We start from the raw sequence: 19,834 nt of genomic DNA, 5'->3' as shown, positions 1-19,834 counted from the left end.
CGGCACCGCAGAAGTCCCTCCGACTCTGCGGTGCCGTTGCACGATCGGCCTCGGTCCGGGCCAGGCCGCGGGCAGCAATTTAGTGCGGCCAACTACCGTGTCGAAACATTGGTAACAACTGACACATACGTAACATCGGTCCGTGCCGTGCCGTCGTCCCGCGCCGTCGATACTGTTCACCGCAATCGCGGCGACCCTCGTCGTATTGCCGTGGGCGATCAACGGGCTGCCCGACGATTCCGATCAGCGGCCCGCCGCCGACTCGCCGCAACTCGCCGAACAACCGCTGAGCGGTCTCGGCGGCGGTGAGTCGATCCGCGAAATCCATCAGGACACCCCGTTTTCGATGGTGGCGCTGACCGCCGAAGATCTGTCCGGCACGTCGGCGCGGGTCAGGGCCCGCAAGCCCGACGGTTCGTGGGGGCCCTGGTACGAGGCCGAGAACCTCGACGGCGTCGGCCCGGATTCGCCACACCCGCGCGGGACCGAACCGATCTTCGTCGGCCGCACCACCACCGTGCAGATCGCCGTGACCCGCCCGCAGGATGCGCCCGCCACCGGGCCGGCCGCCAAGCCAGCGGGTCCCGCCGAGGCGGGCAAGCCGGCTCTCGGATACGTGCCCGCCAACGTCGAGCAGCCGTTCGGCCAGAACATCAACGCGGTGCTGATCAGCCCGCCGCAGGCGCCCGCCGACATCGCGCCGCTGCCCAGCGCCGTCACGGTGCCGGGCCAGCCGCCCTATGTCATCAGCCGCGCGCAGTGGGGCGCAGATGAATCGATGCGGTGCGGAAACCCGGTGTATGACAAGGGAATCCGAGCTGGGATCGTCCATCACACGGCGGGAAGCAACGACTACGCGCCGGAGGACTCGGCGGGCATCGTCCGGTCGATCTTCGAGTACCACACCCGTACGCTCGGCTGGTGCGACATCGCCTACAACGCGCTCGTCGACAAGTACGGCCAGGTGTTCGAGGGCCGCGCGGGCGGGATGGACAAACCGGTCGAGGGATCGCACACCGGCGGCTTCAACCGAAACACCTGGGGTGTGGCGATGTTGGGCAACTTCGACCTCATGCCTCCGACGCCGATCCAGTTGCGTACTACTGGCCGGCTGCTCGGCTGGCGCCTAGGGCTCGACCACATCGACCCCAGGAGCACTGTCGTATTGCCTTCGGCGGGCGGCTCTTTCACAAAGTTTCCCATCGGGGCGACGCCGACGCTGCCCGCGATCTTCACCCACCGCGACGTCGGCAACACCGACTGCCCAGGCAACGAGGCCTACGCGTTGATGGACCGGCTGCGCGAGATCGCCGCGCGCTTCAACGCCCCGCCGGGCCCCGAGGAACTGGCCGAATCCCTGCGCGGCGGTGCGATCTTCGCGCGCTGGGATTCGATGGGCGGGATGAACAGCATGCTGGGTGCGCCCACCTCACCGGAGGCGTCGGGTGAGGGGTCGACGCGCTACGTGACCTTCAAGAAGGGCGCGCTGTACTGGTCACCGGAGAGCGGAGCCGAGCCCGTCACCGGAGCGATCTATTCGGCCTGGGGCTCGCTGGGCTTCGAGCGGGGCGCACTCGGCCTGCCGACCAGCGCGGAGATCCAGGAACCGCTGTGGATCGTGCAGAACTTCCAACACGGCACGCTGAACTTCGACCGGGAGAAGGGCACGGTGACGCGGGTGACCGACGGTGTGCCGCTGGAGCTGCCACCGCCGTCGACCGAGGGTGCGCCCATCCAACTCGAGCGGTTCACCCCCGCCATCAACCCGACCTAGAGCCACCAGCGCTCGAGCACGCGGGCCAGGCCGTCCTCGGTGTTGGACGCCGTCACCTCGTCGGCGGCCGCCACCGCTTCCGGGTGGGCGTTGCCCATTGCCACACCCAGCCCGGCCCAGCCCAGCATCGGCACGTCGTTGGGCATGTCACCGAACGCCACCACGTCCTCGGCGGTGATGCCCTGCGGACGCGTCAGCTCCTCGACACCGGTCGCCTTGCTGATGCCCAGCGGCACGATCTCGATCAGGCCGTTGTTGGTCGAGTAGGTGATATCTCCCTCCAGACCAATGTGTTTGGCCAATTCGAAGGCCATGTCCGAGCTGAGCGCGCCGGCCTTGCGGATGAGCAGCTTGACGGCCGGGGCGCTGAGCAGGTCCTCGATCGACACCTCGGTGTTGTCCGGGTTCAGCCAGGCGTGTTCATAGCCCGGCGAGCTGACGAACTGCGGCGTCGCGGCGTCGTGGGCACTGCTGCCGACCCGCTCGACGGCCAGCCCCGCGCCCGGGATGACCCGGGTGGCGATCTCGGCGAGCTCGCCGAGCATGTCCGCGGACAGCGTGCGCGCAGACACGATGCGGTCGGTCGACGGATCGTAGATCACGGCCCCGTTGGCGCACACCGCCATCGGGGCGAACCCCAGCGCATCGACGATGGGGTGCACCCAGCGCGGCGGACGGCCCGTGGCGAGCACGAACTGCGCACCGGAGTCGACGGCCGCGCGCACCGCGGCACGGGTGCGCGCGGTGATCTTCTCGTCGTCGTCGAGCAGCGTGCCGTCCACATCGGAGGCGATCAGCGACGGCGTTTTCACCGGTCGCTCTTAGCGTCTCGGCCGGTCTGCTTGCGGGCGCGTTCGGCCAACTCGGCCTCCTCGAGCGCTTGCGCCTCTTCGACCGTCGGCGCCGAACCACCCAGCCGGCGCGGCACCCAGTACGCGCCCTCCGGGTGTGGATAGTCGGCCTGGACCTCGTGCAACAACGCCGTCATGGAATCACGCAGTTTCCCGTCCAGGTCGTGGGCCGTACCTGTCGGCGGGATCGGCCTACCGACCGACACCGTCACCGGAAGCTTTCTGCGGCCCAAGGATCTCGGGTGGTCCTTCGTCCACGCCCGCTGGGCGCCCCACACGATGATCGGGATGATCGGCACCTGCGCCTCGATCGCCATCCGGACGGCGCCGGTCTTGAACTCCTTGAGCTCGAAGCTGCGGCTGATGGTCGCTTCCGGGTACACCCCCACCAGCTCCCCTTCGCGCAGCCGCTCGACGGCCACCGAGTAGGCCCCCGCGCCCGCCCGGCGGTCCACCGGAATGGTCTTCGTGTGCTTGATCAACCAGCCGACCACCTTCACGTCCTGCATCTCCGCCTTGATCATGAAGCGGATCCGGCGCTTGCGGTAGCAGACGGCGAGCGCGGCCGGGAGGAAGTCAATGTAGCTGGTGTGGTTGATCGCCATCACGGCGCCACCGATGTCCGGAATGTTCTCCATACCGTGGTAGGTGATCCGGGTCCCGGTGACCCTTATCGCCGCCTTGGATGCGATCTCGATCGCACGGAAAACGGGCTCCATGTGCGCTAACCCGGCGCCCCGGCGGGGTCCGAGCCCTGCGCGCGACGGGCGGCTTTTTCTGCGGCCTCTTCGGCATCCATCCGATTGGCCTCGGCCAGCGACGGCGCGCCCCCGCCGAGCCGGTGCGGCACCCAGTACGCACCGGGCGGGTGGGGGCCGTAGGCGTCCTGCACCTGCTCCAAGAGGTGCTGCATCCGCGAGTGCAGCAGGGCGGTGAGCTCCGCGGGCGGCAGGGTCGGGGGAATCGGCTCGCCCACCGCGATCGTGATCGGCACCTTGGGCCGCCACATGTTCTTGGGGTGGCCCTTGGTCCAGACCCGCTGGGCACCCCATACGATGTGCGGCACGATCGGCACGTCGGCGGCGATGGCCATTCGCGCGGCACCGGACTTGAACGCCTTGATCTCGAAGCTGCGGCTGATGGTGGCCTCGGGATAGACGCCGACCAGCTCGCCCTCCTTGAGCTTCCGGCAGGCCTCGTCGTAGGACGCCGCGCCGCTGTTGCGATCCACCTCGATGTGGCGCAGGCTGCGCATGACGGGCCCGGTGATCTTGTGGTCGAAGACCTCCTTCTTCGCCATGAAGCGGACCTTGCGGCCGAGATGCTGGCGGTAGGCGGGCAGCCCCGCGAAGGTGAAGTCGAAGTAGCTGGTGTGGTTGATCGCGACCACGGCGCCGCCGGTGCGGGGCAGGTTCTCCACCCCGGTGACCGTGAACTTCAGTCCCTGCATCCACCATGTCAGGCGGGCGAGTTGGATGACAGTTCCGTATACCGGTTCCACATCAGGCAGCCTAGTCCGGTGACCGTGCCGAGCGAACCCATCCTGGTGCCGGCCGTGGTCGCCGCGATCGCCGCGGGCCGGCCCGTCACGCCGGTGTGGGTCAACGAGTTGGGCGGCGTCACCTTCGCCGTGGGCGGCGGGCAGGAGTTCGTCAAGGTCTCACGAGTACGGTGGGCACCGCATCTGGTGGCCGAGGCGCAGCGGCTGCGCTGGGCGGCGGCCTATCACCGGGTGCCGCGGGTGCTGGGCGAAGGTGACGGTTGGCTGCACACGGAGGGTCTGCCCGGCCGGTCGGCCGTCGACCCGCGCTGGGTGGCCGCGCCACGGATCGCCGCCCGGGCCATCGGCGCGGGGCTGCGCCGGCTGCACGACGCGCTGCCGGCCGACACGTTCCCGTTCGGCCCACCGCCGTGGGTGACCGATCCGTATCCGACTGACCGGCTGGTGGTGTGCCACGGCGATGCGTGCGCACCCAACACCCTGCTCGACGACGACGGCCGTTGCAGCGGACACGTCGACCTCGGTGACCTCGGCGTCGCCGACCGCTGGGCCGATCTCGCCGTCGCGATACTCTCGCTGTCCTGGAACTACCCCGGCTGGTGGGAACGAGACCTGCTGGACGGCTACGGGGTCGAGCCGGACGAGGCCCGGATCGACCACTACCAACGCCTCTGGAACGCCTGCGATGCCTCGTCGCATTAAGCTTGGCGGGGCAGACTGATCGGGTAGAGAGGTATTTGTGCAGGTCACCAGCGTCGGACACGCGGGTTTCCGGATCGACACCAAGGCCGGGAGCATCCTGTGTGACCCGTGGGTCAATCCGGCCTACTTCGCCTCCTGGTTCCCGTTCCCGGATAACAGCCGGTTGGACTGGGACGCGCTGGGCGACGTCGACTACCTCTATGTATCGCACCTTCACAAAGACCACTTCGACCCGAAGAACCTGACCGAGCACGTCAACAAGGACGCCCTCGTGCTGCTGCCCGACTACCCGGTCCCTGACCTGCAGCGCGAACTGGAGAAGCTGGGTTTCCACCGCTTCTTCGAGACGACCGACTCGGTCAAGCACCGGATCAGCGGGCCCAAGGGCGATCTCGACGTGATGATCATCGCGCTGCGCGCCCCGGCCGACGGGCCGATCGGCGACTCGGGCCTGGTGGTCGACGACGGCGAGACCGTCTGTTTCAACATGAACGACGCGCGGCCCGTGGACCTGGAGGTCCTGCACGCCGACTTCGGCGCCGTCGACGTGCACATGCTGCAGTACTCCGGTGCCATCTGGTACCCGATGGTCTACGACATGCCTGCGCGCGCCAAGGAGGCGTTCGGCACCCAGAAGCGCCAGCGCCAGATGGACCGCTGCCGCCAGTACATCGCGCAGGTCGGTGCGACCTGGGTGATCCCGTCCGCGGGGCCGCCGTGCTTCCTCGACGAGGAGTTGCGCGACCTCAACGACGACCACGGTGATCCGGCCAACATCTTCCCCGACCAGGTCGTCTTCCTGGACCAGATGCGCACCCACGGCCACCACGGCGGGCTGCTCCTGATCCCCGGCTCGACGGCCGATTTCACCGGTCCGCGATTGAATTCGACCAACCACCCGCTGCCCGACGACGACGTGCGGGCCATCTTCACGACGGGCAAGGCGGCCTACATCGCCGACTACGCACAGCGGATGGCGCCCGTGCTGGCCGCGGAGAAGGCCGCTTGGGCGCCGGCCGCCGGCGAGTCACTGCTGGAGCCGCTACGCGCCAGGTTCGAGCCGATCATGATCCAGAGCGACCAGATCTGCGACGGCATAGGCTATCCGGTCGAGCTGCGGCTCGGGGGCCGAGGTCATCAAGAGATCATAGTGCTCGACTTTCCGAAACGTGCTGTGCGAGAGCCGATTCCAGACGAAAAGTTCCGCTACGGCTTCGCCATCGCCCCGGAGTTGGTACGCACCGTGCTGCGCGACGACGAGCCCGACTGGGTCAACACCATCTTCCTGTCCACCCGTTTCCAGGCGTGGCGGGTGGGCGGCTACAACGAGTACCTGTACACGTTCTTCAAATGCCTGACCGACGAGCGGATCGCTTACGCCGACGGCTGGTTCGCCGAGGCGCATGACGATACGGCGTCGATCACATTGGACGGCTTCGAGATTCAGCGTCGTTGCCCGCACCTGAAGGCCGACCTGTCGAAGTTCGGCGTGGTGGAGGGCACCACCTTGACGTGCAACCTGCACGGTTGGCAGTGGAATCTGGAGACCGGGCGCTGCCTGACCACCAAGGGCCACGAGCTCCGCTCCGCCCGGTTGGACCGACCGTGAGCGCACCACGCCAGTACTACGACGACGGGTTGGTTCAGCTCGACCGTGAGGCCATCACGTTGCGGCGTTACCACTTTCCGTCGGGCACATCGAAGATCATTCCGCTGGGTTCCGTGCGGGGGTACAAGGCCGAACCCCTGGGCGTGTTCACCGAGCGGTTCCGGATCTGGGGCACCTCGAGCCTGCGCCGGTGGCTACCGCTCGACTTGTGGCGCCCGACCAGATCGACGCTCGTGACACTGGATGTGCCCGGCGTGCGGCCGAGTCCGGCGTTCACGCCGCAGCGTCCGAAGGAGTTCCTGGCCAGACTCGACGAGTTGCTCGAGACGAAGTAAAGGCGCTCGTTCGCAGTCATTCCCACTCATTCGCCGGCGCGCAGCACCGTCGCCTCGAGGAGCCGCTGCATTCCACGCATCGCGGTCTTGCCGACCGTGGCGGCGGCGCGCGAGACGACGGTCGGTGGCCCGGCCTCCTCGATGCACACCCCGTCGCCGACGCGAAGCATCCCGGGCTCGGTCACGTCGGCGTAGACACCCAGGAATCGGTCCGTACGTTCCGCCAGCCGACGCGTCAAGGCCCGGTTCGGTTCCAGGCCCGGCTGTGGCCTGGTCGGGACGACGCAGCGAATGGTCGGCGTGGTGACCCGCATGGTCGACGTGCCGATGTGCAGCCGCGACCCCACCCAGCCGGCCTCGGGGAACTCACCGTCCGGATCGCCGATTTCGAGGAGCACGTTGGGCCGGAAGCGTCGCACATCGTAGGAATCGCAGTGCTCCTCGCCCGGCGACAACGACGCCAGGCTGGCAGTGCTCAGCAGATGCACCGGCCCGAGGTCGACGAACGTGCCGGGCGGGGTGGAGAACCTGGCGAGCGTCATGAGCTGCTTTGCGGAGAACATGCTGGTGTCGGGAAGCGCCTCGTCTCCGGTCAACCCGAAATCGCGGCGGACCTCGGCGACCGAGAACGTGGACCTGCCCTGCTGCACAGACAGCCGGTGCGCACTGGTATCGCCGACCGGCGGCAGCGCGATGAGGCGAACGTCTCGACCGACCGCTTCCGAGAGCCGTGCGTGCACATCGGGATCGCTGCTGGAAACCTCGCTGCCGTCCGGGAGCGTGATGACGACCTCGGGTGCGTTACCCGGCCCGGCGTCCGGACCGGGCGCGCTGGCGTACCGGGCCAGGCAGCCGAGCAGAGCGGGGATCCTGCGCGCCGAGGCGGTGATGTCGTTCTCGAGGTCACGCACGGCCCACAGTCGGTCGGCGTGCACACCCCGCGGATTCACCGCGACCTCGTCGACGCGCTGGCCGCCCATCGACTTCACCGGAAAGCGCCACAGCTCAGCGAGCGTCGCAACATCCATCCGCCTGACCATGCGTCCTTACTACCCAGTTCGCGGCTCCAGCACTTCTTTTCCGACAAACGGCACCAGGGCCTCGGGTAGCCGCACGCTGCCGTCGGGCTGCTGGTGGTTCTCCAGGACGGCGACCAACCAGCGGGTGGTGGCCAGCGTGCCGTTGAGCGTCGCGGCGGTCTGCGGCTTGCCGTTCTCGTCGCGGTAGCGCACGGACAGCCGGCGAGCCTGGAAGGTCGTGCAGTTGGACGTCGAGGTGAGCTCCCGGTAGGTCTGTTGCGTCGGCACCCACGCCTCGCAGTCGAATTTCCGTGCCGCAGAGGCACCCAGGTCGCCCGCCGCGATGTCGATCACGCGATACGGCACGTCGATCTTGGCCAGCATCTCGCGCTCCCAGCCCAACAATCGCTGGTGCTCGGCCTCGGCCTCGTCCGGCCTGCAGTAGACGAAACCCTCCACCTTGTCGAACTGATGCACCCGGATGATGCCGCGGGTGTCCTTGCCGTAGCTGCCCGCCTCCCGCCGGAAGCACGACGACCAGCCCGCATACCGCCGCGGGCCGCCCGACAGATCGAGAATCTCGCCGGAGTGATAGCCCGCCAGGGGCACCTCGGAGGTACCGACGAGGTACAGGTCGTCGGCCTCGATCCGATACACCTCTTCGGCATGTGCACCGAGGAAGCCCGTGCCCGCCATGATCTCGGGGCGCACCGCCACCGGCGGGATCATCAGCGTGAACCCGTTCTCGGTCGCCAGCCGCACCGCGAGCTGCATGAGGCCGAGTTGCAGCAACGCGCCCGCCCCGGTGAGGAAGTAGAACCGGGAGCCTGACACCTTCGCGCCGCGCTCCATGTCGATCAGGCCCAGCGACTCGCCGAGTTCGAGGTGGTCCTTCGGATCGGCGATGGACCGTGGCTCCCCCACCGTCTCCAGCACCACGAAGTCGTCTTCACCGCCGGCCGGAACGCCGTCGACGATGACGTTCGAAATCGCCATATGCGCTGTGCTGAAAGCCTTTTCGGCGTCCGCCTGCTGCGCCTCGGCGCACTTGACCTTCTCCGCCATGGCCTTGGCCGCCTCGAGCAACGCCGGCCGCTCGTCGGGGGACGCCGAGCCGACGCGCTTGCTGGCCGCCTTCTGTTCGGCACGCAGGTTGTCGGCGGCTGAAATCGCGGCCCGCCGGGCGGTGTCCGCGTCGGCCAGCGCGTCGACGAGTCCCGGGTCCTCGCCGCGGGCGCGCTGCGACGCCCGCACCAGATCTGGGCTGTCGCGCAGGAGTTTGAGGTCGATCACGGGCGCCACCCTACTTTCGGTCGCCGGGTGCGAACGCGTCGAGGCCCCGGGGCCCGGGCACAACCTCGTGACGTTACAACTGCATCACTTGTCACAGCGCCTGACACGCCTGTCACAATGGAGCGGATGTTGGAGGCACCCGAGCAATACGACCAGCTCGCCTACGGGGGGGCTGAACAACCCCCGAAGCGGGCCGCGTGGTGGCAAAGTCTGCAGGCCGCGTCGACCCGCCGCGCTCTGCTGTTGACCGCGCTCGGCGGGTTGCTCATCGCGGGCCTCATCACCGCGCTGCCTCAGTCCGAAGGGGCCAACGCGCTCACCGCCAGCTCGATCTCGCTCGGTCCCCGCGGCAACGACACCTTCAATCACGCCAAGAGCGGTGACTGCCTGGACTGGCCGGACCGCAACCCCGACTCCGCGGAGATCGTCGACTGCACCTCCGAGCACCGCTTCGAGGTCGCCGAGTCGGTGGATATGCGCACCTTCCCCGGCAGCGAATACGGACCCGACGCTGCACCGCCGTCGACGGCGCGCATCCAGCAGATCAGCCAGGAACAGTGCTCGGTGGCGGTGAAGCGTTACCTCGGCGCGCGCTTCGACCCCAACAGCCGGTTCACCGTCAGCATGCTGTGGTCGGGCGACAAGGCCTGGCGGCAGTCGGGCGAGCGGCGGATGCTGTGCGGTCTGCAGCTACCGGGCCCCAACAATCAGCAGCTCGCCTTCAAGGGCAAGGTCGCCGACGTCGATCAGTCCAAGGTGTGGCCCGCGGGCACCTGCCTTGGCATCGATCCGACCACAAACCAGCCGACGGACATCCCCGTCGACTGCGCGGCACCGCACGCGATGGAGGTCACCGGAGCGGTCAACCTCGCCGAGAAGTTCCCGGATGCGCTGCCCGCCGAGCCCGACCAGGACTCGTTCATCAAGGACGCCTGCACCCGGATGACGGATGCCTACCTGGCTCCCATCCAGCTGCGGGCCACCACGCTGACGCTGATCTACAGCACCATCTCGCTGCCCAGCTGGGCGGCCGGCAGCCACCAGGTGTCGTGCAGTATCGGTGCGACACTCGGCAACGGCGGCTGGTCGACGCTGCTGAACAGCGCCAAGGGCCCGCTGCAGATCAACGGACAGCCACCCGTTGCCCCGCCCGACATTCCGCTCGACAGGCTGAACCTGCCGCCGATCCCGGTGGTCGAGCCCCAAATGCCGGAGGACACCTCCTCGCAGAGCGCGGGCAGCCAGAGCAGCCAGAGCAGCAGCCAGTCCGACGAGAGCCAGCAGACCCAGCACCTGCCGCAGCAGTCGACGGGCAGCCAACAGTCCCAGGAGGCCCAACAGCCATCGGCGGACCAGACGCCGACCTCCGCGGCTCCATCGTCGGGCAATACGTTCCTCAACGGTCCGCCCCCGCCGCCGGATCAGGTGCCGCCGCCGGCGCAGGACGCCGGTGTCCCGCCGGCGCCCGATGCGCCGCCCGCTCCCGTGGCACCCGTCCCGCCCGACGCCGGGCCGCCCGCACTGGGCCCGCCGCCCGGCGACCCGGTGCCGCCGCCACTGCCTCTGCCGGGGCAGTAGTCGCGTGGCCGTGCGGATGAGCCCGCAACGGTTTGACGAACTGGTCTCGGACGCACTGGATCTGATCCCGGCCGAGCTTGCGGCGGCGATCGACAACGTCGTGGTCCTCGTCGAAGACCGCAATCCTGACGAGCCCAGCCTGCTGGGCCTGTATCACGGGGTGGCGCTTACCGATCGTGACTCCTGGTACGCAGCGGGTTCGCTGCCCGACACCATCACGATCTACCGCGACGCGCTGCTCGATGTGTGTGAGGACGAGAACCAGGTGGTCGATGAGGTGGCCGTCACCGTGATCCACGAGATCGCGCACTACTTCGGGATCGACGAGGAGCGACTGCACGAACTCGGCTGGGGCTAGCACCGCGCGGCAACTACGGTTTGTCGCCGCGCAGTGCTATGAACGGGCCATGGGAGGTGCATGCCGGGCGTGTGAGGCGGGGCTCGAGCACTGCCACGGCACCGTCATCCGCCACGCCTGGCACCGGCCGGAATGCACCGAGCCCGACTGCGTGACAGCCGAACTGTTGCACGCGTTCAGCATCGACTGTGACGCGCTCGGCTGTGCCTGCGATGATGGGGCCGCGTCAGCCCATCGGGTCGGCTGATTGCAGCGCATCCTCCACCGGATGGACGTCCTGTTCGGGATAGAACGGCGGCGTCAGCGCACCCCATTGCAGGCAGCTCCACCGCCCGTCGGTGATCGGCGCCAGCACCACGGACTCCCCGTTGGCCAGGTGGTGGTCGAGGGCAAAGCCACTGTCGACACCCGCGAGGACGCCGGACACCAGCCTGATTGCGGCGCCGTGGCTGACGACCACGATGTCACCGTGCCACGCGTCGTTGTCCAGATAGCGCATCCGCAACTGCGTGATGACCGGCACGTAGCGGGCCAGCACCTCGTCGGCGGACTCGCCGCCCGGCATCCGAACCTCGACCTCGCCCTGCTGCCACCGCTGGTAGATCGTTTCGAACTGCTCGATCGCGGCGTCGTCGTTGCGATTCTCCAGTTCACCGACCTGAACCTCGTGAAGCCCCTCCAACTCGTGGGCCTCCATACCCAGTTCCCCGCCGATCTCGGCGGCGGACTGAGTGGCCCGAAGCGCCACCGAATGCGCGATCATGGCCGGCGGGTGACTCAGTTCGCGGGCGAATGTGCGGGCCTGTTCACGGCCAAGGTGGGTCAGCGCGGCGCCGGGCGGTCTGGTGTCCAGCCGCCGCTCGACGTTGGCGCGCGATTGCCCATGCCGGACGAGTACCAGCCGCCCACTCACGGTTTCCCCTCCCGCAGTCGCGTCAGCCACCGCGCCGCCTCGTCTGACGGCGGGGGCACGGCTCCAACGGCCGATCCGGTCGGCCACGATCCCAGATAGCGCACATCCACACAACGTCGGTGCAGCGCCTTTAGTGCCTCGGCGACAGCGCCGTCGTCGATGTGCCCGACGCAGTCCAGAAAGAAGATGTACGTACCCAATTCGGTTCGCGTCGGCCGTGATTCGATCCGGGTGAGGTCGATGTCGCGGACCGCTAACTCGGTCATCGCCGATACCAGCGCGCCGGGGACGTTGTCCAGGCGCAACACCACGGACGTCCTGTCGGCCCCGGTGCGGCTCGGCGGCGGTCCCGGATGGCCCGCCAGCACGAACCGGGTCCGCGCGTTGGCCTCGTCGACGATGTCGGTGGCCAGCGCCGTCAGGCCGTATCGTTCGGCGGCCAACGCGGTGGTCACGGCGGCCGCGGCACGGCCCTCGGCCACATCGACGGCGGCGGCGGCGTTGGAGTTGGCGGGGACGATATCAGCGGTCGGCAGATGAGCCGCCAGCCAGTGCCGCACCTGTGCGGCCGCGACCGGAAACGCGGCGACCGTGTCGACATCGGCGGCGGCGGTTCCGCCGCGCACGACGATGGTGAACGACACGTCGAGGGTCAGTTCGGCGAAGATCTGCAGCGGCCGGCCGGTGGCCAGACTGTCCAGCGTAGGCAGCACCGATCCTTCGATCGAATTCTCGATCGGCACACACGCGTAGTCGGCGTCGCCCGCCCGGACCGCCGCCAGCGCGGCGACGGTGCTCTCCGTGGAGATCGGCGAGACGACGCCGGCGCCGGTTGCGCCCGGCACCAGCCCACCGGCCGAGATCTTGAGCAACGCCGCCTCGGTGAAGGTCCCTTCGGGCCCGAGATAAGCGATGCGCGTCACGTGGCAACCCTATCGCCACGCTGCGGTAATCCGATTCCGCTGCATGTAAGCCTTGTGCGTCCCACGAAGCATTGGTTAAGTTAGGCTTACCTTATCTACCGGAAGGTGATGGAATGGCCACTACGGCACCGACGACGGCAGAGCGAATCCGCAGTGCATGTGCGCGGGCCGGCGGCGCGACGCTGGCCGTCGAGGGCGTCGATCCGACCATGACACCCGTGCACCACCTGCTCGCTGACGGCTCCTTCGCGATCACCGTGCCGGTCGACGGAATCCATGCCGGCATGGCGGTCGCCGCAGGGAACACCGGAGTGCAGGCGGTTCTGGAGATGACCGATTACGCGCCGCTGCCCCTGCGGGAACCGGTGCGCGCCCTGGTGTGGATACGAGGGCGCCTTCACGCGGTGCCCGACGGGGAGATTGCCGCGTTGCTCGACCTCATCGCCACCGACCACCCGAATCCTGCTTTGCTGCAGGTCAATTCCGGTTCGGCGACCAAGAGCGGGCAGACCCGCTACACGTTGATGCGGCTGGAGACCGACTCGGTTGTCGTTGCGGACTCGACAGGCGCGGAATCGATCGGGTCGGGGCTCTTCTCGGGGCCGAGCCGGATCCCTTCTGTGCCATGGAGTCGTGCTGGCTGCAGCATATGGAGTCCGCGCACCGCGACGTCGTCGACCGGCTGGCCACCCGCCTGCCGATGGGGCTGCGCCGCGGCCGGGTGCGGCCGCTCGGTCTGGACCGATACGGGGTGCAACTGCGCGTCGAGGGCGCCGACGGCGACCATGACGTTCGACTGCCGTTCGCCAACCCCGTGGATGACGTCACCGGGCTCAGCCAGGCGATCCGGGTGCTCATGGGCTGCCCGTTCCTCAACGGGCTGCGCGCGCGCCGAGTCTGACACCGGTGGCGGCCCCGCTACCGTAGCTCCGGTGATCAGGCCTGCAGACGAACTCCCTGCCCCGCAGCGGCGGCTCCTGCGCATCGAGATCGCCGTCGTCCTGGCGGTCAGCTTCGGACTCAGCGCCTACACCGCGCTGCTGGAGCTGATCGAAGCGGTGCTGCTCGGGCTCGCCGGGCAACGGGTTGCGCTCAACCCGCGCCGCTCGCCGTTCGACCTTATCGATCTCGGCCTCAACCTCGCGGTCGTCTTCCACCTGGTCGCCTGGGGTGCTCTGGGCTTATATCTGTTGTGGCGCAGCGGTTTCGGTCCGAGTCAAATCGGACTCGGCAGGCTGCGCTGGCGGCCCGACGTACTCGGCGGCCTCGGCCTCGCGGCCTTGATCGGACTGCCCGGCCTCGCGTTCTACGTGGGCGCCCGCCTTCTCGGCCTGAGCGCGTCGGTGGAGCCGGCCGAACTGTACGACACCTGGTGGCGCATTCCGGTCCTGCTGATCGCGGCGTTCGCCAACGGCTGGGCCGAAGAGATCATCGTGGTCGCATTCCTGCTCACCCGCCTGCAGCAGCTTCGGGTGAACCCGCTCGCCGCGCTGCTGATCTCGAGCCTGTTGCGGGGGGCGTACCACCTGTATCAGGGCTTCAGCGCCGGACTCGGCAACGTGGTGATGGGCCTGGTGTTCGCCTACGTGTGGCGCCGCACCGGGCGACTGTGGCCGTTGATCATCGCGCACGGCCTGATCGACTCCGTCGCGTATGTCGGCTACGCGCTGGCCGCCGGCCACCTCGGCTGGCTGACCTGATCTCGGCCGCCTGCCGCGTACATTCTTTCTGTGAACGACCATCCGCGCCGCGCCCAGGGGCCTCACCCCGGGAAGCGCCGGGAGCCGCCACAGGTGATCCACCGCAACCCCCACTATCGACCGCCACCGGCGTGGCCGCCGAATCCGCCGGGGTGGCCGCCGAACCCACCGGGGTGGCCGCCGAACCCACCGCAACCCCAACGACGCCGCCCACCTCCGCCGCCACCACCCCCACCGCCCCGGCCCCGGCGCCCGGCTGCCGCACCGCCGCCACCCCCACCGCGGCCCGCCCCCGCGCCGAAGGCGAAAAAGCGTCACCGCAAACGTCCTTGGGGCCGCATCGTGCTGGCGTGCCTGCTGCTGTTCGTGATCGCGGCGATGGGCGGGGGCTTCTGGATGGATTTGTCGCTGCACCGCGTCCCGGCCCTGGCCGACTACCCGGAGCGTCCGGCGGCCGTCAGCGGCACCACCTGGCTGCTCGTCGGATCGGACAGCCGCCAGGGCCTGACACCCGAGCAGCAAGCAGAGCTGGCCACCGGCGGGGACATCGGCAACGGCCGCACCGACACCATCCTGTTGGTGCACGTGCCCGGGCTCGGGTCGGGCACCCCGACGACGATGGTGTCCATCCCGCGCGATTCCTACCTGCCGATCCCCGGCTACGGCGAGGACAAGGTCAACGCGGCCTTCTCCGAGGGTGGCGCCCCGTTGCTGGCGCAGACGCTGGAGCAGGCCACCGGGATCCGGTTCGACCACTACGCGCAGGTGGGTTTCGACGGTTTCGCCGTTCTGGTCAACGCCGTCGGCGGGGTCACCATGTGTCCCGCCGAACCGATCAGCGATCCACTCGCCGGCATCGACCTGCCCGCGGGCTGCCAGAAGCTCGACGGGCGCAGCGCGCTGGGGTTCGTCCGCTCCCGCGCCACCCCGCGCGCGGATCTGGACCGGATGATCAACCAACGTCAGTTCATGTCGGCCCTGCTGCACCGCGCCGCCGGCCCGGCCGTGCTGCTCAACCCGCTGCGCTGGTATCCGACGGCGCACGCGGCGACCGGTGCGCTGACCGTGGACCAGGGCGCCCACATCTGGGATCTGGCGCGGCTGGCGTGGGCGCTGCACGGAGACATCACCACCACCACGGTGCCGATCGGCGAGTTCACCGACAGTGACTCGGGTTCGGTCGTGGTGTGGGACAGCGCGACGGCCGGGCGGCTGTTCAAGGCGATCGCGTCGGACTCACCGGTGCCGCAGGACGTGCTCGACACCGCGCAGCCGTAGCTCAGGCTTTGGCGTCAGCCGTCGCGGCCCGCGCCGGTCAGGCCGTTCTGCAGCCACCCCTTGGTACGGCCCGGGTGGTTCGTCGCCACCCACGCAACGCCGACATCGCGGCAGTAGCGGACGTCTTCGTAGTGGTCGACGGTCCAGCAGTACAGTGCCCGGCCCTGCGCGGCCGCACGGTCGACGAGTTCGGGATGCTCGCGAAGCGTGGCGATGGACGGGCCGACGGCAGTCGCGCCGACGGTGGTGGCGGCGCTGCCGCCCAGATAGCGCGACGTGTCGCCGAGCAGGACGGTCGGCAGCATCGGGGCCGCCCGCCGGATCCGCCACACCGCGGCAGCGGAGAACGACATCACCACCGCGCGGGACAGATCCGCCGAGGCCGGCGACGCGATCCCGTAGCGGTGCAGCAGCGCGAGCACCTTGCTCTCCACCAGCGCGCCGTACCGGACCGGATGCTTGGTCTCGATGAACAGCTTGACGGGCCGGTTCCAGTCCAGGACCAAGGTGACGAGGTCATCGAGGGTGAGCAGGCCGATGTCGCGTTGTCCGCCGTCCGGGTGCCAGCTGGGATGCCACGAGCCGTAATCCAGTTCACGCAGCTGCGCCAAAGTCATCTCGCTGACCAGACCCGACCCGTTGGACGTGCGGTCCACCCGCCGGTCATGGACGCAGACCAGGTGTCCGTCCCGCGTCAGCCGCACATCGCATTCGACGCCGTCGGCGCCTTCCACCAGCGCCAACTCGTAGGCGGCCAGCGTGTGCTCCGGACGATCCGCCGATGCGCCACGGTGGGCCACTACGAACGGATGACCGCCGAGCATGCCGTCGTCGCCCGAGTTCATATGGCTATGCTGCCGGGTTCTGGCCTTCGGACTCAACCGGGGCGGTCGGTTCGGGTTCGACTTGGGGTTGCTTCTCGGCGGGCGCGCCCCCGTCGTCGGAGACGATCACCCAGCGCTTCGCAGGCAGTTCGACAGGCTTGCGCTCGAAGCCGAGGTACACCTGCATCATCAGCAGCAGGGCCGCCAGAGCCAGCAGATAGGCGACGATCGTCGTCACCGTGTTGTCCGCGATACCCTGCGCGTCCCGGGTGAAGCTGGTCGCGATCGAGAACACCGACAACGCGGTGCTGACCACCCAGACCGACCACCACGCCGCGATCGGGCGCCGCAGCACGTTCAGTCGTTCCTCGACGCCGGCCAGTTCGATGACGAAGACCGGTGCCCACACCAGGTTGACCAGCGGCACCAGACACCCGGCCCGCAGCGCCCACAGCGCGCGCGGCTCCTCTAGCCCATGGTGGGTGTAGGCCGCGGCCCGCCGCGCGATCAACCAGTTCGTCAGCAACAGGGCGCTGGCCACCACCATGAACATCGCGATGACACTCACGGCCACCCCGAGCCACGTCGCGGCACCGGCCAACCACGGGTTCAACAACACGGTCCGGTTCACGATCAACAAGGCGTACCGCACGACATGAACCAGGGCCGCCACTCCGAGCACCGCCATGGTCGCGATCACCGTCGTGCGCACCGCGGTGAGCGACGGTCCGGCACGGCGACTCGTGGTCTGCGGTTCGGGAGTGTCGAAGTGGTCGACCAGACCCCAGCGCGGAATGACCCCGTAGCGCGGTGTGGGGCCCAGCGGCCGCCGCACCCGCCGGGGCGTCGGGGCCGCGCCCGGCCGCACCGCGACCCAGCGATAACCCTGGGGCAGCCGCGGCAGCGCACCCGGCCGCACGGCCGAGGTCGTCGGGCGTGCACTCCATTCAGCTCCCGTTGGCGGGGCCTGCGGTGCGAGTAGCGCGCCGTGGCAGCGCGGGCACCATTCGCGCCGCCGATCGCGCACATTCCACCGCGTTCCACACCCGGAACACACCTGGATCATCCGACCAGACTAGCGACGGTTCGCTACACGACGCCCGCGTCACCACCGTCGGTGACAACCGGCCGGCCCGCTCCGGCCCACGCCAGCATGCCGCCGACGACGTTGACCGGCGCATAGCCGTTGCCCGCCAGGTAGCGCGCCACCCGCTGTGAGCGGCCGCCGGCCTGACACACCACGAACAGATCCGCGTTCGGGTCGATCTCGCTCAACCGCGCGGGAATCTGCCCCATGGGGATGTGTTGTGCGCCCGGCGCATGGCCGCGCTGCCACTCGTCGTCCTCACGTACATCGAGCAGCACCGCGCCCCCCTCGAACGTCGACGGAACCTCGCCGATCTCTGCCTGCGCCACGTGCACCTCATCCATGTGATTCATGCTGTCACGGCCGCAACGGCGCATACCACCGCGACGAGTTTTCCTTCAGCACCGGTACTGTTGCGACAGCAATTTTCCGGCTATCCACAATTTCCACAGGTTCATCCACAGGCCCCCAGCGGGCGAAACCCGATTTGAGCCGGTCAATCTGTGCGTCAGCTGGAAATTACTGTGGATAACCTTGCCTTCAGTCCCACCACCGATCGCAGGCCTGACGCTCCTGAGCGAAATGAGTTGGTCCGCTAACCTTTAGGCCGTGCCATTCGCCGGTGGCCAGTCACTGTGATCCGATCGGTCGACACCGCTGGCCTCGGCGGAAGCGGTACCGGACCGCAGCGCCCGCGCCGACCGGCAACGGGGGCCAGCGAACGCCACGACGCACGGATCGCATCACCGCGCCGCAGGATGTCGTGGGGAGGGACCACCACCCCGTCCGCAGGCCCATGACCAGGGGTTTCACCGCGCAGCCCGGTCGATTTCTCCGGCGCCACAGGAGGGGTTATGATCAGCGTCACACGAGGGGATCGTCACAGGATTTACCTGGGGGAGGCATATAACGTGCAGGTCAGGAGCGTTTGATGGCGTCACATCCGATGGGGCCGGGATCCGCTGCGCCGCCCTCTGAATGGAACTCCGCCGCGCACCCCTACACCCGCAGCCAGATGATGGCATGCATGCGTGCCGGCGTCATCGCGCTCGTGCTGCTGGGCATCCTCGCCCTGATCGTCTGGTTCTGACCCGACCTTCGAGCCGAAAAATCAGCCCGCGACCCTCCGGGGTCGCGGGCTGATCGGTTAAGCGCTCGAGCCGTGATCAGGCCGGCGGGTAGACCCCCATGCCCTTGGCCTTCTCGGTCTGCCAGAAAATGTCGGCGATCTCGTCGATCGTCTTCAGCAGCTTCTCGGCCTCGGCGACATCAAGCGACTTCTTGACTTCGCCCGCGCCGTGCACGCCGTCCCAGAACAACTGGTGCAGGTTGGGGAACTGCTCGAAGTGGTCCTTGGTGAAGAAGTCGGCCCATAGCACCATCAGGTGGTGCTTGACCAACTCGGCGCGCTGCTCCTTGATGATGATCGCGCGGGTCTTGAAGTGCTCGTCGTCGGTGTCTGCGTACTTCTGGAGCGTCTTCAGGCACGAGAGAGCCTCGATCTTGGCCTGTGCTGGGTCATAAACACCGCAGTACAGATCGCAGTGGGCGTGGGCAGGGGTGGCGTTGGCGAAAAGTCGATGCAGCATGGCCCTAAACCTACCCTTCGAGGGTGGACCAAAACCATCCGATCCGGCGGTGGCCGCTGCGCCGTTTCAGCGTGGTCGAGGACTCGATGCGTCCGACACTGAGCCCGGGCGACGGCCTGCTTGCGCTCCGCGGCGGAGCGCCCCGGCGGGGGCAGCTACGCGTGTTCCCCGACCCGACGTTGCCGGCCCGGTGGCTGGTCAAGCGGGTCGGCAACGTGCGTGGCGCGGGGCGGAGCGCGACATTCGAGGCGCGCTCCGACAACCCCGATGCGCCCGGCGTCGTCGACTCGCGGCGGTTCGGCTGGATCCCCGCGGCCGGGTCCTACCGGGTGGTGTGGACGGTCCGGGGCGGGTGCCGCGGCGAACGTTAGCGCCCGCTGCGCGTTTGACTACCGAATCGTGACCGTGTCCGCTTGCCCGCGGCGACGGCGTCCCTCATTCTGGACTGATCGACCCACAGGGGTGTCGGGCATTGATCACTGCCGAACACCGATCGTGCG

General features: G+C 68.5%; 21 protein-coding genes and 1 pseudogene. 11 read left to right on the top strand and 11 right to left on the bottom strand.

Features of this window, described 5'->3' with window-relative positions; all coding sequences use genetic code 11:
* The first annotated feature begins 142 nt into the window (after positions 1-142).
* Positions 143-1,774, top strand: coding sequence for an N-acetylmuramoyl-L-alanine amidase (locus tag ACVWWN_RS06685; RefSeq protein WP_457143192.1), 1,632 nt, complete (start codon positions 143-145; stop codon positions 1,772-1,774).
* Here the strand turns inward: ACVWWN_RS06685 and ACVWWN_RS06680 are convergent.
* The 3 genes from ACVWWN_RS06680 to ACVWWN_RS06670 are packed head-to-tail and all read right to left on the bottom strand — an operon-like array spanning position 1,771 to position 4,126.
* On the bottom strand, positions 1,771-2,586 hold the full coding sequence (locus tag ACVWWN_RS06680) for an HAD family hydrolase (protein ID WP_457143191.1): 816 nt from the start codon (positions 2,584-2,586) through the stop codon (positions 1,771-1,773). The two genes, ACVWWN_RS06685 and ACVWWN_RS06680, sit on opposite strands and share 4 nt — an antisense overlap.
* Positions 2,583-3,344, bottom strand: coding sequence for a lysophospholipid acyltransferase family protein (locus tag ACVWWN_RS06675; RefSeq protein WP_457143190.1), 762 nt, complete (start codon positions 3,342-3,344; stop codon positions 2,583-2,585). The genes ACVWWN_RS06680 and ACVWWN_RS06675 overlap by 4 nt, the downstream gene beginning before the upstream one ends.
* 5 nt (positions 3,345-3,349) lie before the next feature.
* Complete coding sequence (locus ACVWWN_RS06670) at positions 3,350-4,126, bottom strand: lysophospholipid acyltransferase family protein (RefSeq protein ID WP_457143189.1); 777 nt, start codon at positions 4,124-4,126, stop codon at positions 3,350-3,352.
* A gap of 18 nt (positions 4,127-4,144) precedes the next feature.
* On the opposite strand from ACVWWN_RS06670, the gene ACVWWN_RS06665 reads away from it, so the two are divergent.
* Genes ACVWWN_RS06665 through ACVWWN_RS06655 form a run of 3 tightly spaced genes read left to right on the top strand, consistent with a single transcriptional unit; the run spans position 4,145 to position 6,772 of the window.
* A complete protein-coding gene (locus tag ACVWWN_RS06665; protein ID WP_457143188.1) occupies positions 4,145-4,828 on the top strand; it encodes a phosphotransferase in 684 nt (227 codons plus the stop codon).
* A 37-nt stretch (positions 4,829-4,865) separates the two neighbouring features.
* Positions 4,866-6,437 carry a Rieske 2Fe-2S domain-containing protein gene (locus tag ACVWWN_RS06660; protein WP_457143187.1) on the top strand — a complete coding sequence of 524 codons (1,572 nt, stop codon included), beginning with the start codon at positions 4,866-4,868 and terminating at the stop codon, positions 6,435-6,437.
* The gene (locus tag ACVWWN_RS06655) at positions 6,434-6,772 is read left to right on the top strand and encodes a hypothetical protein (protein WP_457143186.1); all 339 of its coding nucleotides are present in this window, start codon (positions 6,434-6,436) and stop codon (positions 6,770-6,772) included. The genes ACVWWN_RS06660 and ACVWWN_RS06655 overlap by 4 nt, the downstream gene beginning before the upstream one ends.
* Before the next feature lie 26 nt (positions 6,773-6,798).
* Here the strand turns inward: ACVWWN_RS06655 and ACVWWN_RS06650 are convergent, their stop codons facing one another.
* Positions 6,799-7,800 (bottom strand): MOSC domain-containing protein, encoded by a 1,002-nt coding sequence (locus ACVWWN_RS06650; RefSeq protein ID WP_457143185.1) that lies wholly within the window; start codon positions 7,798-7,800, stop codon positions 6,799-6,801.
* Positions 7,801-7,821: 21 nt separating this feature from the next.
* A complete protein-coding gene (gene serS / locus ACVWWN_RS06645) occupies positions 7,822-9,084 on the bottom strand; it encodes a serine--tRNA ligase (RefSeq protein ID WP_457143184.1) in 1,263 nt (420 codons plus the stop codon).
* A gap of 117 nt (positions 9,085-9,201) precedes the next feature.
* Here serS and ACVWWN_RS06640 point away from each other — a divergent pair, with 117 nt between their 5' ends.
* Together ACVWWN_RS06640 and ACVWWN_RS06635 are read left to right on the top strand one after the other, a co-directional pair.
* Complete coding sequence (locus tag ACVWWN_RS06640; RefSeq protein WP_457143183.1) at positions 9,202-10,662, top strand: septum formation family protein; 1,461 nt, start codon at positions 9,202-9,204, stop codon at positions 10,660-10,662.
* Positions 10,663-10,666: 4 nt separating this feature from the next.
* Positions 10,667-11,020: a metallopeptidase family protein gene (locus ACVWWN_RS06635; RefSeq protein WP_457143182.1), complete on the top strand. Its 354-nt coding sequence runs from the start codon at positions 10,667-10,669 to the stop codon at positions 11,018-11,020.
* Positions 11,021-11,246: 226 nt separating this feature from the next.
* Here the strand turns inward: ACVWWN_RS06635 and ACVWWN_RS06630 are convergent, their stop codons facing one another.
* Positions 11,247-11,933, bottom strand: a complete 687-nt coding sequence (locus ACVWWN_RS06630; protein ID WP_457143181.1) for a histidine phosphatase family protein — start codon at positions 11,931-11,933, stop codon at positions 11,247-11,249.
* On the bottom strand, positions 11,930-12,856 hold the full coding sequence (gene pheA / locus ACVWWN_RS06625; RefSeq protein ID WP_457143180.1) for a prephenate dehydratase: 927 nt from the start codon (positions 12,854-12,856) through the stop codon (positions 11,930-11,932). The genes ACVWWN_RS06630 and pheA overlap by 4 nt, the downstream gene beginning before the upstream one ends.
* Before the next feature lie 113 nt (positions 12,857-12,969).
* Here pheA and ACVWWN_RS06620 point away from each other — a divergent pair.
* From ACVWWN_RS06620 to ACVWWN_RS06610, 3 genes and pseudogenes are all read left to right on the top strand, one after another.
* A pseudogene (locus ACVWWN_RS06620) lies at positions 12,970-13,757 on the top strand (DUF2470 domain-containing protein).
* A 31-nt stretch (positions 13,758-13,788) separates the two neighbouring features.
* Positions 13,789-14,556 carry a CPBP family intramembrane glutamic endopeptidase gene (locus ACVWWN_RS06615; RefSeq protein WP_457143179.1) on the top strand — a complete coding sequence of 256 codons (768 nt, stop codon included), beginning with the start codon at positions 13,789-13,791 and terminating at the stop codon, positions 14,554-14,556.
* A gap of 30 nt (positions 14,557-14,586) precedes the next feature.
* On the top strand, positions 14,587-15,834 hold the full coding sequence (locus ACVWWN_RS06610) for an LCP family protein (RefSeq protein WP_457143178.1): 1,248 nt from the start codon (positions 14,587-14,589) through the stop codon (positions 15,832-15,834).
* Between the two features lie 14 nt (positions 15,835-15,848).
* On the opposite strand, the gene ACVWWN_RS06605 is transcribed toward ACVWWN_RS06610, so the two are convergent.
* The 3 genes from ACVWWN_RS06605 to ACVWWN_RS06595 are packed head-to-tail and all read right to left on the bottom strand — an operon-like array spanning position 15,849 to position 18,089.
* Complete coding sequence (locus tag ACVWWN_RS06605; RefSeq protein WP_457143177.1) at positions 15,849-16,679, bottom strand: glycerophosphodiester phosphodiesterase; 831 nt, start codon at positions 16,677-16,679, stop codon at positions 15,849-15,851.
* 4 nt (positions 16,680-16,683) lie between these two features.
* Complete coding sequence (locus ACVWWN_RS06600) at positions 16,684-17,724, bottom strand: DUF4328 domain-containing protein (RefSeq protein ID WP_457143176.1); 1,041 nt, start codon at positions 17,722-17,724, stop codon at positions 16,684-16,686.
* A gap of 23 nt (positions 17,725-17,747) precedes the next feature.
* Positions 17,748-18,089, bottom strand: a complete 342-nt coding sequence (locus ACVWWN_RS06595) for a rhodanese-like domain-containing protein (RefSeq protein ID WP_457143175.1) — start codon at positions 18,087-18,089, stop codon at positions 17,748-17,750.
* A gap of 587 nt (positions 18,090-18,676) precedes the next feature.
* On the opposite strand from ACVWWN_RS06595, the gene ACVWWN_RS06590 reads away from it, so the two are divergent.
* Positions 18,677-18,835 (top strand): hypothetical protein, encoded by a 159-nt coding sequence (locus tag ACVWWN_RS06590; protein ID WP_457143174.1) that lies wholly within the window; start codon positions 18,677-18,679, stop codon positions 18,833-18,835.
* 76 nt (positions 18,836-18,911) lie between these two features.
* Here the strand turns inward: ACVWWN_RS06590 and sodN are convergent, their stop codons facing one another.
* Positions 18,912-19,334, bottom strand: a complete 423-nt coding sequence (gene sodN, locus ACVWWN_RS06585; RefSeq protein WP_457143173.1) for a superoxide dismutase, Ni — start codon at positions 19,332-19,334, stop codon at positions 18,912-18,914.
* 86 nt (positions 19,335-19,420) lie between these two features.
* Here sodN and ACVWWN_RS06580 point away from each other — a divergent pair, with 86 nt between their 5' ends.
* A complete protein-coding gene (locus tag ACVWWN_RS06580) occupies positions 19,421-19,705 on the top strand; it encodes a S26 family signal peptidase (protein ID WP_457149027.1) in 285 nt (94 codons plus the stop codon).
* The last annotated feature ends 129 nt before the right edge of the window (positions 19,706-19,834 follow it).

The organism is Mycobacterium sp. URHB0021 (assembly GCF_054057895.1).
This window is presented reverse-complemented; position numbering and strand designations above follow the sequence as displayed.